The sequence below is a fragment of the Nocardia barduliensis genome, assembly GCF_013315795.1.
Classification (GTDB): domain Bacteria; phylum Actinomycetota; class Actinomycetes; order Mycobacteriales; family Mycobacteriaceae; genus Nocardia; species Nocardia barduliensis.
In genome coordinates, this window is sequence record NZ_JABLTE010000161.1 from 1 (window position 1) to 12823 (window position 12823).

The 12823-nt window shown below is 69.5% G+C and carries 17 protein-coding genes; 10 read left to right on the forward strand and 7 right to left on the reverse strand.

All coding sequences use genetic code 11. The features are described from left to right. The 3 genes from HOV91_RS36230 to HOV91_RS36240 form a co-directional block, all read left to right on the forward strand. Positions 1–845 (forward strand): family 1 glycosylhydrolase (locus tag HOV91_RS36230; RefSeq protein ID WP_174189722.1); only part of this gene is annotated, 845 nt, incomplete at its 5' end. 105 nt (positions 846–950) lie between these two features. Beyond that, the gene (gene prcB, locus HOV91_RS36235; RefSeq protein ID WP_174189723.1) at positions 951–1763 is read left to right on the forward strand and encodes a proteasome subunit beta; all 813 of its coding nucleotides are present in this window, start codon (positions 951–953) and stop codon (positions 1761–1763) included. A gap of 431 nt (positions 1764–2194) precedes the next feature. Next, on the forward strand, positions 2195–3091 hold the full coding sequence (locus tag HOV91_RS36240) for a hypothetical protein (RefSeq protein WP_174189724.1): 897 nt from the start codon (positions 2195–2197) through the stop codon (positions 3089–3091). On the opposite strand, the gene HOV91_RS36245 is transcribed toward HOV91_RS36240, so the two are convergent. Together HOV91_RS36245 and HOV91_RS36250 are read right to left on the reverse strand one after the other, a co-directional pair. Beyond that, complete coding sequence (locus HOV91_RS36245; RefSeq protein ID WP_174189725.1) at positions 3081–4385, reverse strand: NtaA/DmoA family FMN-dependent monooxygenase; 1305 nt, start codon at positions 4383–4385, stop codon at positions 3081–3083. The two genes, HOV91_RS36240 and HOV91_RS36245, sit on opposite strands and share 11 nt — an antisense overlap. A gap of 102 nt (positions 4386–4487) precedes the next feature. Beyond that, the gene (locus HOV91_RS36250) at positions 4488–4670 is read right to left on the reverse strand and encodes a hypothetical protein (protein ID WP_174189726.1); all 183 of its coding nucleotides are present in this window, start codon (positions 4668–4670) and stop codon (positions 4488–4490) included. A 210-nt stretch (positions 4671–4880) separates the two neighbouring features. Here HOV91_RS36250 and HOV91_RS36255 point away from each other — a divergent pair, with 210 nt between their 5' ends. After that, positions 4881–5141: a hypothetical protein gene (locus HOV91_RS36255; RefSeq protein WP_174189727.1), complete on the forward strand. Its 261-nt coding sequence runs from the start codon at positions 4881–4883 to the stop codon at positions 5139–5141. A gap of 71 nt (positions 5142–5212) precedes the next feature. On the opposite strand, the gene HOV91_RS36260 is transcribed toward HOV91_RS36255, so the two are convergent. Continuing rightward, positions 5213–5848, reverse strand: a complete 636-nt coding sequence (locus HOV91_RS36260) for a TetR/AcrR family transcriptional regulator (RefSeq protein ID WP_174189728.1) — start codon at positions 5846–5848, stop codon at positions 5213–5215. Positions 5849–5909: 61 nt separating this feature from the next. Here HOV91_RS36260 and HOV91_RS36265 point away from each other — a divergent pair, with 61 nt between their 5' ends. From HOV91_RS36265 to HOV91_RS36275, 3 genes are all read left to right on the forward strand, one after another. After that, a complete protein-coding gene (locus tag HOV91_RS36265; RefSeq protein ID WP_174189729.1) occupies positions 5910–6674 on the forward strand; it encodes an SDR family NAD(P)-dependent oxidoreductase in 765 nt (254 codons plus the stop codon). Beyond that, positions 6671–7174, forward strand: coding sequence for a VOC family protein (locus tag HOV91_RS36270; RefSeq protein ID WP_174189730.1), 504 nt, complete (start codon positions 6671–6673; stop codon positions 7172–7174). The genes HOV91_RS36265 and HOV91_RS36270 overlap by 4 nt, the downstream gene beginning before the upstream one ends. A gap of 148 nt (positions 7175–7322) precedes the next feature. Next, on the forward strand, positions 7323–8198 hold the full coding sequence (locus HOV91_RS36275) for a TIGR03619 family F420-dependent LLM class oxidoreductase (RefSeq protein ID WP_174189731.1): 876 nt from the start codon (positions 7323–7325) through the stop codon (positions 8196–8198). 30 nt (positions 8199–8228) lie between these two features. Here the strand turns inward: HOV91_RS36275 and HOV91_RS36280 are convergent, their stop codons facing one another. From HOV91_RS36280 to HOV91_RS36290, 3 genes are all read right to left on the reverse strand, one after another. Continuing rightward, the gene (locus tag HOV91_RS36280) at positions 8229–9092 is read right to left on the reverse strand and encodes a fructosamine kinase family protein (RefSeq protein ID WP_174189732.1); all 864 of its coding nucleotides are present in this window, start codon (positions 9090–9092) and stop codon (positions 8229–8231) included. Next, complete coding sequence (locus tag HOV91_RS36285; RefSeq protein WP_174189733.1) at positions 9089–9868, reverse strand: helix-turn-helix domain-containing protein; 780 nt, start codon at positions 9866–9868, stop codon at positions 9089–9091. Before HOV91_RS36285 ends, HOV91_RS36280 begins: the two co-directional genes overlap by 4 nt. 135 nt (positions 9869–10003) lie before the next feature. Next, positions 10004–10627 (reverse strand): hypothetical protein, encoded by a 624-nt coding sequence (locus tag HOV91_RS36290; protein WP_174189734.1) that lies wholly within the window; start codon positions 10625–10627, stop codon positions 10004–10006. A 183-nt stretch (positions 10628–10810) separates the two neighbouring features. Between HOV91_RS36290 and HOV91_RS36295 the strand changes: the two genes are divergently transcribed. From HOV91_RS36295 to HOV91_RS36305, 3 genes are all read left to right on the forward strand, one after another. Further along, positions 10811–11608 carry an ABC transporter permease gene (locus tag HOV91_RS36295; protein ID WP_174189735.1) on the forward strand — a complete coding sequence of 266 codons (798 nt, stop codon included), beginning with the start codon at positions 10811–10813 and terminating at the stop codon, positions 11606–11608. A 44-nt stretch (positions 11609–11652) separates the two neighbouring features. Beyond that, entirely contained in the window at positions 11653–12033 is a 381-nt protein-coding gene (locus HOV91_RS36300; protein WP_174189736.1) for an inorganic diphosphatase, read from the forward strand. A 177-nt stretch (positions 12034–12210) separates the two neighbouring features. Next, on the forward strand, positions 12211–12441 hold the full coding sequence (locus HOV91_RS36305) for a DUF6480 family protein (RefSeq protein WP_174189737.1): 231 nt from the start codon (positions 12211–12213) through the stop codon (positions 12439–12441). A 67-nt stretch (positions 12442–12508) separates the two neighbouring features. Here HOV91_RS36305 and HOV91_RS36310 read toward each other — a convergent pair. Continuing rightward, positions 12509–12823, reverse strand: a 315-nt coding sequence (locus HOV91_RS36310) for an SDR family oxidoreductase (RefSeq protein WP_174189738.1), incomplete at its 5' end; no start/stop codon positions are given.

A 12823-nucleotide genomic window follows, 5' to 3' on the forward strand; every position in this document is an offset into this window, starting at 1 on the left:
CGGGCATGGTGGCGGCTTGGCTGGCGAATATGCGCAAGGTGGTGCACCGGTATGCCTCGCGGGATCCGCTGTGGGTGACGTTCAACGAGCCTGCCGCGTATGTCGGCACCGAGTTGCGCACCGGGGGGATCAGTGTGGCGGAGGCGCCGGTGATGGTGGAGCACATCGCGCGGGCGCACAACGAGATCTACGACGTCATCCACCGGATTCGGCCGGATGCGCAGGTGACGAGCAATCTGGGTTATGTGGCGGGTGCGGAGACGGAGGTCAATCAGCCGATCGTGGATCGGATCTCGGCGAAGCTGGACTTCGTCGGGGTCGACTATTACTTCGCTCCGCTGCCGCGCACCGGGGAGTCGGCGCAGGGTGGCGCGGAGGGTGGTCCGCCGATGTGGGAGTTGCCGGTGCATCCGGAGGGTATCTACTACGCGTTGCGGCATTACGCGCGTCAGTTCCCGGATCGTCCGCTGTATGTCGTGGAGAACGGTCTTCCGACGGAGAACGGGCAGGTTCGGCCGGATGGCTATACGCGCGCCGATCATCTGCGGGACACGGTGTATTGGTTGCAGCGGGCGAAGGCCGACGGGATGAACGTCATCGGCTACAACTATTGGAGTTTGACCGACAACTACGAGTGGGGTTCCTATACGCCGCGGTTCGGGCTCTACACGGTGGACGTGCTGACCGATCCGACGTTGACGCGTCGCCCGACCGATGCGGTGGACGCCTACGGGCGTTTGATCCGCGCGGGTGGGGTGGCGCCTGGTTATCAGCCGACGCGGGTTCCGGTCCCCTGCGTTCGGATCGACGCACCGGAGACCTGTACCGGGGACGATCCGGCCTAGCGGAGGGGTAGCCGGGTGTCGGCGGTTGTCGCCGAGCGGTGGGTGTGTTCCGGTAACGTCGGCGGGAGAGCATGTGGTTCGTAGGCTCGGCCCGAAAGGTCATTCATGACGACCGACAGTCACCTGCCGCTCGGCTTGCAGTATCCGGCGGCGTCCTTCTCGGAGTATCTGCGCCGGTACGCGCCGCGGTTGTTGCCCGATCAGGATTTCGGCGGTGGCGTTGTCGCGCCGCACGGGACGACGATCGTCGCGGTCGGTTATCGCGGTGGTGTGCTGGTGGCCGGTGATCGCCGGGGGACGATGGCGAACCTGGTGGCGACGCGGGATATGCAGAAGGTCTTCATCACCGACACGTATTCGGCGGCCGGTTTCGCGGGCACGGTGGGGACGGCGTTGGAGATGATCCGGTTGTTCGCGGTGGAGCTCGAGCACTACGAGAAGATCGAGGGTGCTGCGCTGACGTTCGACGGCAAGGCCACGAAGTTGTCGGCGATGGTGCGGGCCAATCTGCCCGCCGCGCTGCGCGATATGGCGGTGGTGCCGCTGTTGGTCGGCTATGACGTGGATGCCGCGGATGCGGAGCGGGCCGGGCGGATCGTGTCGTACGACGCGGTGGGTGGCAGGTACGAGGAGCGTTTCGGTTACACCGCCGTCGGTTCGGGGTCGGTGTTCGCGGAGTCGTCGTTGAAGAAGACCTATCGCCGTGATCTCGATGCGGGAGGGGCGCTGCGGGTGGCGGTGGAGGCGCTGGTGGATGCGGCCGATGACGATACCGCGACGGGTGGTCCGGATCTGCTGCGCGATATCTACCCGACCGCGGTGCTGGTCGATGCCGAAGGCGCGGTGGAGGTTTCGGAGGAGAGTTTGGCGGAGATCGTCCGTGGGGTGGTCGACGCGCGGGTGTCGGCGATGGGCTGAGCCGCGCGGGATTCGCCTGGGAGGCCGGAGATTTCGGCGATATCCGCCCCGCTTGGAAAGCGCGCTGCGCGGATTTGTGACCGAAGTCCCATTTCGTACATGTTAAGCGGGTCACAGCAATTCGCGTGGCCATAGGTTCGGCAATGGTGCGGCGGATCGGTAAAGGTCGAGGCCAGCGCCGTGGGCAAAATGTTACTCACCGGTTGGGTCACATCCGGCTGCGATGCCGTCGGAGCTGCGGTGATGTATGGGAGATCGATCACCCTTGCCCCTGGTCGCGGAGGTGCTTACGGTGATTTCGTCGATGGTCGATGGCGCCCGTATCGAATTACACCTCATTCATGTGTCGCGATTTTCGACCTCCGGAGCAATTCCACTGTTATTGCGTCGGGCGGCAGCGAATTGCGCGCGGCACCGGCGAAACTGGAGCAATGGCACAAACCACCCCCTGGCAGGCATCCGAAGCGCGACACCGTGGGAGCCGAGGCTCCGGTCACCCGGCACGCGGCGCGACACCACGACGGGGGTTGGACTGGGGCTTTCTGTGCGCCGGTGCCACGAATCTGGCCGCGTTCGTCCTGCTGTTCCGGCCGTGGCTTTCGGCGTCGGGCTCGGGCGGTGAGGCGCGCTCCGACGCGTTCGGCCGGATCGCCGGTTTCACCAACGGTTTCGACGAGTATTCGGTGTCGAAGTTCCGTGACGTGACCATCAGCGGGGCCTGGGGTCTGCTGGCCGCCGCCGCGATGGTGGTCACCGTGTTCGCCGTGCTGGCGCAGGCGCGGTCGCGCTCGCGTGCCCTGGCTCATCTGGTGATGGGTTCCAGTGTGGCCGTGGCGATCCTGGTGCTCGGCGCCTTGCTGTATCTGGATGCCAGGGCGCCGGAGTTGCGGATTCTGATCGACCAGGGCGAAGGTTTCGACGCGGGGTTGCTGCACCGCGTGTTCGACGAAGCGGCGACGTCCGGTTCGGGTGAGCGGCAGATGGCCGGTGCCGGGCTGACACCGGTGGCGTTGGCTGTCGGCGGGATGACCGCCGCGGCGGCGGTGGTCGCTGTAGCGCAGGGCAGCCGCCGCTACGGTCTCAGTCCGATGCGCGCGTTGGCGTGGCTGGTGACGCCGCTGCCTGCCGAGCCGGAGCAGCCTGCGGTGGTGGCCGCCGAGGTGCCGCGCCCGGCGGCGCGACCGGTGGCGGACACCGAGCAGGTGCTGTGGGACGAGCTCGTGTTCGACGACGATCTGGTCGCCAACGTCACGTGGGTGCGGAACACGAATCCGCCGCAGCACGACAGCACCGCGCACCTTTCGAAGGCGCCGGTTCTCACCCGTTAGCGGGGAGCGGAGGAAGTTCGAGGTTGTCGCGGAAGGTGTCGCCGACGTAATCGGAACCGACGATGCCGCGGCGGCGCAGTTCGGGCAGTAGTCCGTTGACGACGAAGTCGCGGGTGCGGTGCTCGGCGAGCCCGCCGAGGGAGATCACGTCCAGCACGCCCGCGTCGTAGCGTTCCTCGATCGCGTCGGCGAGTTGTTCGGGGGTTCCGGCGGCGGCCCAGTGGCCGGTGTCCTTGGCGGCGATGATCAGCTCGCGCAGAGTCTTTCCCGACCGCGCGAAGTTGCTGAAGATCTCCACGCGCCCGCGCCTGCGGTGTACCGAGGTCACGTCGGGAAGCAGGGTTTGCGGTAGTGGCTTGTCCAGCGGCAGGCCGGACAGGTCGACGCCGCCGCCGAGCATGTCGGCGAGGGCGGCGCGTCCGGCTTCGAAGTCGGTCGCCTCGGCTTGTTCCCGTGCCAGGCGCAGGGCCTCGGCTTCGGTGGCGCCGTAGGTCGCGTGGAACGAGCTCATGATCAGCGGCAGTCCCTCGGCGCGGCCGTGTTCGCGGGCGCGGGCACGGATGCGTTTGGTGTAGGTCACCGCGTCTTCGAGGGTCGGCAGCGAGGTGAACACGACCTCGGCGAACCGCGCGCCCAGTTCGATGCCGCCGGCCGACTGCCCGGCCTGGAACTGGACCGGCCTGCGCTGCGGCAGGGGCGGGATGTTGAGCGGGCCGCGCACGGTGAAGTACTGCCCGGTGTGCTCGATCGGGCGGACCCTGCTCGCATCCAGGATCGCGCCGCCGCGCCCGTCGGAGGTCAGTGCGCCCGGCTGCCAGCTGTCGAACAGGGCGTTGACCACTTCGAGGGCTTCGGTGGCGCGTGCGTAGCGCTGCTCGGGGCTGGGCAGGTCCTGGTCGCCGTAGTTCTCCTCCCCTACCGAGGAGGTCACCGCGTTCCAGGCCGCGCGCCCGTTGCTGATGTGGTCGAGGGTGCCGAACAGCCGCGCGAGGTTGTAGGGGTGGTGGAAGGTGGTGGTGACCGTGGCGATCAGCCCGACGTGTGTGGTCACGGCGCTCAGCGCGGAGAGGAAGATCAAGGGTTCCTGTGCGCCGATCGCGCCTTGGGCGCCGAAGCTCAGCAGATCGGCGGCGAAGAGGGCGTCGAACTTGTGCCGTTCGGCGATCGTCGCGACCTCGATCGACGAGGCGACCGTGGTGGTGGCCGGGTCGATGGCCGCGGCGTAGACGCTCACCGCGCCGCTGACGCCCGTGACGGTCTTCAGCGGTCGCCGCCGCCCTCCTGCGTTGCCCATTGCGGCGACGCTACCGACGTGCCGCGGCGCCGCCACGGGTTGCGATCAGCGAGATGTTTTCCGCCCGCGGTGCGCAGCGTCCGGACGCGGAAGCTCAGGGGCTTACGCTCGCTCAGGCCCATCGTCGCCGCGCTGCTCGGTTGCTGCTCGGTGCGGGCGAGGCACTCGCACGATTCCGGTGTCGAGGTCGATGTCGAACCGCGGTGTGTGGGTCTGGCCGTCGCTGTCCTCGCTGCCCTCGTGGTTCAGCTTCTTACCCGGAAACAGCTCCCCGATGACGCCCATACGATCACGATACGCGGCGGCGGTGTCCCGGCGGCCGGGCCGTCTCTCCTCCCCCTAGGGGCGCCAGCCGATAGCCAACGGACAGTCCCATTTCAGCACCGCTGGGGCGGTGGCTGGGCTAGCATCGTGTTCGCTCCGATCGGCCGAGGACCGCGGCACGGGGAGCACTGGGCGACCGACAACGAATCGAACGACAGATCGGCCCACCGCATGGAACAAGATGCCGACCTCGCCCAGGCCCGGGTCTTCTTGGAGTTGCTGACCGTCCGCGCCCAGACGCTGGCGCGCGAGCTCGGATTCGCCCATCGTGGCGATGCCGCCGCGCGGCAGGAGTTGCACGCCGAATTGTGCGCCGTGCGCCGGTATATCGATCGGCTGCACCGCAGATTCCCGGAAACCGCCGCGCCACCGGGAAATCGGCCGCTCACCGCGCCGGGATACGGTTCCGGGTGGCCGCGGACGCTGGGGTGAGTATCACCGTCGGCGGTGCGTCGCCGCGCACGCGCGGGCGGGAGCTGCCGCGACAAGCCGCGTGCCGGGTTTCAGCGTCCCGGCGCGGCGATGGGGGGCTCGCGGGCGGGCACGGTGAGCATGGCGACGATCATGTCCACGATCTCCGCGGCGTCTTCGGGGTGGGCGGTGCGGACGCCGGATTCGAGGGTGCGTTCGTAGTCGGCGATCAGCGCGAGCATGACGGTGGTCATGGTTTCCAGGCGTTGCCTGCGCAGACGTCCCGTCAGGCCGAGGGCGGCGTCGAGCCGGGTGGCGATGATCCGGACCGCCGCCCGATCGGCTCCGGCGAGGCGGCGCGCGTCGGCCACCACGGGATGGGTGCGCACGACTTCTAGGAACCGGCCCAGATGGGTGACCCCGTCGTGGCCGAGCAATTCCAGGATCGGCATGGCGAGCATGGCGACGAGGGTGGGCAGGTCGTTGGCGGCGCCCGCGGCTTCGTGGGCGGCCAGCAGTTGCAGGCGCCGGTGTTCGAGCCAGTTCATGCGCCGCTCGACGATGGCTTCGATCAGGCCGGTGCGGGAATCGAAGTAATAGTGCACGGCGGAGTTGTTGCGCTGGCCCGCCGCGGCGGCGATGTCGCGCAGCGGTACGTCGACGCCGCGTTCGGCGATGAGGCGTTCCCCGGCGTCGAGCAAGGCGGTGCGCGAAGCGGCGCTCGGCATACCCGCACTGTACTAAACACAAGTATTGACGATGTTAAACACAGATGCTTAATTAAACGGCGTGGATAATGTGGCGGTGGTCACCGGTGCCGCGTCCGGTCTCGGCGCCGCGCTGTGCCGCCTGCTGGCCGCGCGGGGCGTCGCGGTAGTGGCCGCCGACAGCGATGCCGCCGGGCTGGTGGGCCTGGCCGCCGATACCGCGATCCACACCCAGGTCGTGGACGTCTCCGATGACGAGCAGGTGCGCCGCCTCATCCACAGCGCGGTAGCCGAACTGGGACGCATCGACTTCTTGTTCAACAACGCGGGTATCCGCCTCGGCGGCGTGGTCGAGCACATGCCGCTGCCGCAGTGGCAGCGGCTGGTGGACGTGAATCTCTGGGGCGTGGTGCACGGGACGCGCCATGCCTACCCCCTGATGCGCACGCAGGGATCCGGCCACATCGTCAACATGACCTCCATCGCGGGACTGACCCCGGTGGCGCCGTCGGCGGCCTATGCGATGACCGAGCACGCGGTGGTGGGGCTGAGCACCGCACTGCGGGTGGAAGCGGCCGCCGCGGGTGTGCGGGTGAGCGTGGCCGTGCCGGGAGGGGTCGCGACCGACATCGTCGATTCCGGCATCGACCTGCCCGGGTATTCCTTTCGCGGCCCCACGCGCCGGATGCCGATCGGGATGATCAGCTCGGAGCGGGCCGCGGCGCACATTCTGCGTGGCATGCGCAAGAACAAGCCCTACATCGTGATTCCGCACTACAACAAGGCGGTGGTCGCCGCCTACCGGTGGTGTCCGAGCCTGATGGGCCGCATCGGAGCACGACGATGATCGCCCGTGGACCGATCTTCCAACTGTGCTGGGTGGTCGACGATCTGGCCGCGGCGCGCGAGGCGTTCACCGCCCGGTACGGGGTCGGCGAGTGGTTCACCATCCCGGATGTCCGCTTCGGGCCGCAGGCCGCGCAACTGCACGGCGCGCCCGCCGATTACACGATCAGCGTGGCGCTGGGCTACGCGGGCGGCCAGCAGCTGGAATTGATCGAACCGCGCGGCGGGGCGAGCCTGTATGCCGAGCAGCTCGAGCGTTCCGGTCCCGGATTGCATCACGTCGCCTGGGTGCCCGACGACTACGACGCCGCCCTCGCCGAGGCCGTCACGGCGGGCATCGAGATCGTCGCCCGCGGCAGGTTCGAAGGCGTCGGGATGGAGTTCGCCTACCTCGACGGCGGCCCGATCGGGTCGCATGTCGAGCTGATGCGGTTGTCGCCGGAGATGAAGGCGATGTTCGACCACTTGATTCCGGAAGGCTTCACCAATCCATGGCAGTAGGCGGTGACCTCCGCGGCGGCCTCGACACCATCGAGGCGGCTCGGATCCGCTTGCGGCAGTTCCCCTCACGTCCCGGCGACCGCCCGGTCCGCGGGCACCGGCGCCGGGACCAGCGCGGCGCGCACGACGCGCCAGGAAGGCGAGCACTATGCGCTTCACCTACGCCGAGACGATGACCGATCCGTCGTACTATCTCGCTCTCGCCAAGGCCGCCGAGGAGGCGGGCTACACCTCCATGGCCGTCGCGGACAGCGTGGCGTATCCGAAGGAATCCGACGCGAAATACCCCTACACCCCGGACGGGAGCCGGGAGTTCCTGGAGGACAAGCCGTTCGTCGAGGCGTTCGTGCTCAGCGCGGCGATGGCGGCGGTGACCACGACCTTGCGTTTCACCCCGTTCGTGCTGAAGCTGCCGATCCGGCCGCCGGTGCTGGTGGCCAAACAGGCCGCCTCGGTGGCCGCGCTGAGCGGCAACCGGTTCGGGCTCGGCGTCGGCATCAGTCCGTGGCCGGACGATTTCGAGATCATGGGGGTGCCGTTCGACAAGCGCGGCGCGCGGATGGACGAATGCATCGACATCGTGCGCGGGCTCTCGGCGGGCGGATACTTCGAATACCACGGGCAGTTCTACGACATTCCGCCGATCAAGATCAGCCCGGTGCCCACCGAACCGGTGCCGATCCTGATCGGCGGGCACAGCAAGCCCGCGTTGCGCCGGGCCGCCCAGCGCGGTGACGGGTGGATGCACGCCGGTGGCGACGGCGCCGAACTCGACCGGCTGCTGGCCGAACTGGACGCCCTGCGCGCGGAGTACGGCACGCGCGAGGATTTCCAGGTGCACGTCATCTCGTTGGACGGCTTCACCGTGGACGGCGTCAAGCGCCTCGAGGACAAAGGCGTCACCGACGTGATCGTCGGCTTCCGCCTGCCCTACACCACCGAGCAGGACACCGAGCCGCTGGAGACGAAGATCGCCAACCTGTCGCGCTTCGCGGAGAAGGTCATCGCGCGGGTCAACGGGTGACGTTTCGCCGGTGCGGCGGCCTGGCCGGGGTCAGGACGCCAGCGCCGCACCGGCCGCGGCGAGGGTCTGCGCGCGGTAGCCGGCGCCGAACAGCACGACGTGCACCAGCAGCGGATGCAACTGGTGCAGCGGCGTGCGGGCGCGCCATCCGTCGGCGAGCGGATGGGTCTCGTGGTAGGCGGCGCGGATACGGTCCAGGTGCGGGGCGCCGAAGAGGGCGAGCATGGCCAGGTCGGTCTCGCGGTGGCCTGCGTGCGCGGCGGGGTCGACGAGCAGCGCGCGCTCCCGGGTCCACAGGATGTTGCCCGACCACAGGTCGCCGTGGACGCGCGCCGGGGGTTCGGCGGGTCCGGCCAGGTCATCTATGCGGTCGATGACGCGCTCGACCAGGCGTGTCCCGTCGGGGCCGAGGTGGGTGGCCGCCGCCGGGAGGTAGGGCGCGAGCCGATGCTCGGCGTACCACTGCGACCACGGTCCGTCCGTGCGGGTGTTGGGCAGCGGCAGGCTCGCGATCCAGCCTTCCCACGGCGCGCCGAACAGCTCGGCTCCCCCGGCGTGCAGTGCGGCGAGTTCGCGCCCGAATCGCTCGGCGGCAGCGGGTGTGGGGCCGGTTTCCTCCAGCCAGGGCAGCACCAGCATGCGGTCGTCGACGGCCAGCGCCCGCGGCAGCAGAGCGCCGTCGCGGGATGGGCCGGAATCCGCGGTGCGCAGCCAGGCCAGACCCGCCGCTTCGGCCGCGAAGACCGGGGTCGGCTCGGCCGAGGCCTTCACGAAGACTGTTCGGCCATCGGACAATTCGGCGCGGTGCAGCGTCCACGCATGACGGGCGCCGAGATCGGTGACGCCGCGCACGGGCATGTGCAGCAGAGCGGACAGCCGGGCGGCGCTGCTCATCGGGCGCCCGCGGTGAGCAGCTTCATGGTGTCCTCGTCGGCGGGGAAGAAGGACTCGATGGCCAGTTCGGCGACGGTGACGTTCATCGGGGTGCCGAAGACCGTCGTGACGCTGAGCAACGACAGCTCCGCGCCGTCGTGTTCGATCCGCAGCGGGACCACCGCCTGGTCGGGTTCGGGGACGGCGAGCTCCACTTCGCCTCCGGGATAGGACCGCAGTTCCTCGAGCAGGTCGGCCAGGTCCCGGGATCCGGTCACCTCGGCCTGGCGTGCCAGGCGGGCGAAGATGTGGCCGCGCCACTCGGCGAGGTTGCGGATGCGCCCGGCCATGCCGTCGGGGTGCAGACTCAGCCGCAAGGCGTTGACCGGCGGGCTGGTCAGCGCCGGGTCGATGCCCGCGATGAGCACGGCCACACCGCTGTTGGCGTCGATCATCGTCCAGTTCTGGTCGATGGCCAGCGCCGGATAGGGCTCGTGGCCGGCGAGGATCTGACGCATCGCCCCGCGCACGGAGTCCATGGCGGGGGTGTCCAGGCCGGGTTGGGCGTAGGCGGGGGCGTAGCCCGCGGCCAGCAGCACGCGGTTGCGTTCACGCAACGGGATCTCCAGGTGCTCGGACAAGTGCACGATCATGGTCCGGCTCGGCGTGGCGCGCCCGGTCTCGATGAAGCTCAGGTGCCGCGCCGACGTATCGGCCCGCCCGGCCAGTTCCAGTTGGCTCAGTCTGCGTTCCAGACGCCAGTGCCGCAGCAGGTCACCGGCCGTTGGGGTAGTCACGCCCCGATCCTACGAACCCCCGCGCGGCACGGCGATTACCTCTCGGGTAATCGACATCCGCACCCGCGATACCAGCCTCGCTCGCCCGAAGGCATCCGGCCGGAAGCCCGTCTTCCGGCCGGATGTCGCGCCCTCTCAGGCCATCTCGGGAACGCGCAGATGCGCGAACGCCAGATCGAACTCGCCGACTTCGAGCACGTTGGCACCCACCCGCTGGGTCGCCTGTGCCCTGATCCGATTGGTCTGCTCGCGGCTGCCGTCCATCGCCGCACGGGATTCCCATACGGTCGCGCCCACCGCGCGGCCGCTTTCCCGGTCGATGAACAGGCTCGCGCTGCAGAATCCGTCGAGCATCTCCGTCTGCGGCAGCACTTCCATCTTGAACGTGTCGGCCAGCCGGTCGAGCTGGTTCGGATCGACCTGCACCCACGTGCACCGGGTGCACGCGCTGTCACCGGCCGGATGATCACGATGCATCACCGCGATCTCCCATTCCTCGACCCGCTCCACCCGGCCGCCGAGCCGCCGGGCCAGGCCGTCGCGTAACTGCTGGACCCGGCCTCTGCTGGCGTGCAGTGCCTCCTGCGACTCCCACGAGGTCGAGGCGATGCAGCGTCCAGTCGACCGGTCGGTCATCAAGGACAGACCGACCCACCCTTGGATCTCGGGCAGATTCGGCATCACTTCGTCACGGAGGTATGCGATCCCGTCGTCGGTCGACGACGGCTGGGCCGCAATCGTGCTGGAACGTGCGTACACGGGCCACCTCCCGCCCTGGTCAGGGTGGCGCCCCGGTGGCGCCACCGGACATACTCACCTTCCTCCAGCCCGCGCTCCCACGCAATGCCCGGGGGTCGCGGCCGGATGCCCGGTGACTTTTCCCCTCGAACAGCCGAACCCGGTCGAGCACGGGCGCGAGTGGCCACGTGAGAGAGTGCTCGGATGACTACGGCCATAACGCCCGGGGCGGGGTTGGTGGTGCTGTGCACGGTCATGGTCGTGAGCGCGGCGGTGGTCTACCGGGTCGCCGGGCTGGGGCGGATGTCGGTGGCGCCGCGCGCGGCCGCGCGGGGCGCGGCCCAGCTCGCGGTGGTCGCGCTGATCCTCACCGCCGCGCTGGCGCAGCTGTGGTCGTCGCTGCTGGTGCTGGCGGTGATGTTCGGCGCGGCGGCCGTGACCTCGGCGCGGCGCGCCCGCGCGGGCCGCTCGGCGCTGTGGCTGACCGTGGCGCTGGGCGCGGGCCTGGGTGTGGTGCTGCCGCTACTGCTGCTCAGCGGCATCGTCCCGTTCACCGGTGTGGCGCTGGTGCCGATCGGCGGCATCGTTCTCGGTGGCACCATGACCGCGACCTCGCTGGCGGCGCGGCGCGCGCTGGACACGATCGAGGACCGCTGGGGCGAGGTCGAGGCCGCGCTCGGTCTCGGATTCAGCGAGCGCGACGCGCGCCTGGAGATCATCCGGCCCACGGCCGCCGACGCGCTGCTGCCCGGCGTCGACCAGACCCGCACGGTCGGGCTGGTGACCCTGCCGGGAGCCTTCGTCGGCGTGCTGCTCGCGACCGGCTCGGCCGCGCAGGCCGCCGCGGTCCAGGTCATGGTGCTGACCGGGCTGCTGCTGGCGCAGTCCTGCGCCGTCGCGGTCACCATCGAACTCGTCGCCCGCAGCAGGGTGCATCGCCTCGATGCCGGGCCGCGGCTCGATCGGTCCCGGCGCGACGAGTCCGGGCGGGTGTCCCGGTGATCCTTCGCCGACGAGCGGCACGAACGCTGCCGTAGGCTGGGGCGATGTCCGACCTGGTGGAGCCGGAGGACTCCGAGTCGCTGCGCCTGGCACGGTTGTTCCTCGGTAGCACCGTGGATCTGGTCATCGACCGTCCCTACGGAAGTCGCCACCCGAGGTGCGGATTCCGGTATCTCCTCAACTACGGCTACGTACCGATCACCCGTGCTCCGGACGGCGAGGAACTCGACGGCTACTATCTCGGGCCACCCGAACCGATGCGTACCGCACGCGGCCGCTGCGTCGGGATCATCCACCGCCGCTACGACGACGACGACAAACTGATCGTCGTTCCCGACGGCAGCCCCGCTCCGGACGACGCGACGATCGCCGACGCGGTCGCGTTCCAGGAGACCGCCGGTCACTACGTCATCGTCCGGGGATGACCGCGGGCCGCGCAGCCGATTGGGCGCGCGGATACCGGGTAGGCCCGTGGCATGGAACTGTTGGTGATTCTCGCACTCGCGGTGCTGGTCGGCGCGGTGATCCTGTATCGCAAGAGGACCGGCAAGCGGCCCGGCGCACCCGAGGTGCCAGGAAACGACGGCGAGTAGGGAGCGGCTATGAGCGCGATGGATCCCGATCCGGCGAAAACCCCCGATCTGGAACCCGGCGGTGGGGTGGCGCCCGGCTCCACCCCGCCCGACACGCCCCAGACGTCCGGTCTGTCGGCGCCGGAGCCGAGCACCCGACACCACTTCCCGGTGACCGGGGTGGTGGCGATGCTCGTCGTGGCTGTGGTGATCCTGCTGTTCGTGGCCGCCGCGGTCGGGATCGTGGTGTCGATGCTGTGAGCCCCACCGCCGACGGCCGGCCGATCCGGTCGATCGGCCGGCCGCGCGGTTCGTCGTGCCCGCGACGTCACAGAATCGGCCTGCCGCCGGTGACCGCGATGCGGGCGCCGGAGATGTAGCTGCCGTCGTCGCAGGCCAGCAGGACGTAGGTGGAGGCGAGTTCGGCGGGCTGACCGGCACGACCCAGCGGCGTGTCGTCACCGAACTGGCTGACCTTCTCCACCGGCATGGTCGCGGGGATCAACGGCGTCCAGATCGGGCCGGGCGCGACGCTGTTGACCCGGATTCCTCGCTCGCCCAGCAATTGCGCGAGGCTGGCGGAGAAGTTCGCGATGGCCGCCTTGGTCGCCGCGTACGGGGCCAGGGTGGGCGAGGGCAAGTC

Bases quoted from the DNA above. Each gene is read 5' to 3' on its own strand.
- prcB (WP_174189723.1), top strand. From the start codon at position 951: ATGACGACCGACAGTCACCTGCCGCTCGGCTTGCAGTATCCGGCGGCG.
- HOV91_RS36240 (WP_174189724.1), top strand. From the start codon at position 2,195: ATGGCACAAACCACCCCCTGGCAGGCATCCGAAGCGCGACACCGTGGG.
- HOV91_RS36245 (WP_174189725.1), bottom strand. From the start codon at position 4,385: ATGGGCAACGCAGGAGGGCGGCGGCGACCGCTGAAGACCGTCACGGGC.
- HOV91_RS36250 (WP_174189726.1), bottom strand. From the start codon at position 4,670: ATGGGCGTCATCGGGGAGCTGTTTCCGGGTAAGAAGCTGAACCACGAG.
- HOV91_RS36255 (WP_174189727.1), top strand. From the start codon at position 4,881: ATGGAACAAGATGCCGACCTCGCCCAGGCCCGGGTCTTCTTGGAGTTG.
- HOV91_RS36260 (WP_174189728.1), bottom strand. From the start codon at position 5,848: ATGCCGAGCGCCGCTTCGCGCACCGCCTTGCTCGACGCCGGGGAACGC.
- HOV91_RS36270 (WP_174189730.1), top strand. From the start codon at position 6,671: ATGATCGCCCGTGGACCGATCTTCCAACTGTGCTGGGTGGTCGACGAT.
- HOV91_RS36275 (WP_174189731.1), top strand. From the start codon at position 7,323: ATGCGCTTCACCTACGCCGAGACGATGACCGATCCGTCGTACTATCTC.
- HOV91_RS36280 (WP_174189732.1), bottom strand. From the start codon at position 9,092: ATGAGCAGCGCCGCCCGGCTGTCCGCTCTGCTGCACATGCCCGTGCGC.
- HOV91_RS36295 (WP_174189735.1), top strand. From the start codon at position 10,811: ATGACTACGGCCATAACGCCCGGGGCGGGGTTGGTGGTGCTGTGCACG.
- HOV91_RS36300 (WP_174189736.1), top strand. From the start codon at position 11,653: ATGTCCGACCTGGTGGAGCCGGAGGACTCCGAGTCGCTGCGCCTGGCA.
- HOV91_RS36305 (WP_174189737.1), top strand. From the start codon at position 12,211: ATGAGCGCGATGGATCCCGATCCGGCGAAAACCCCCGATCTGGAACCC.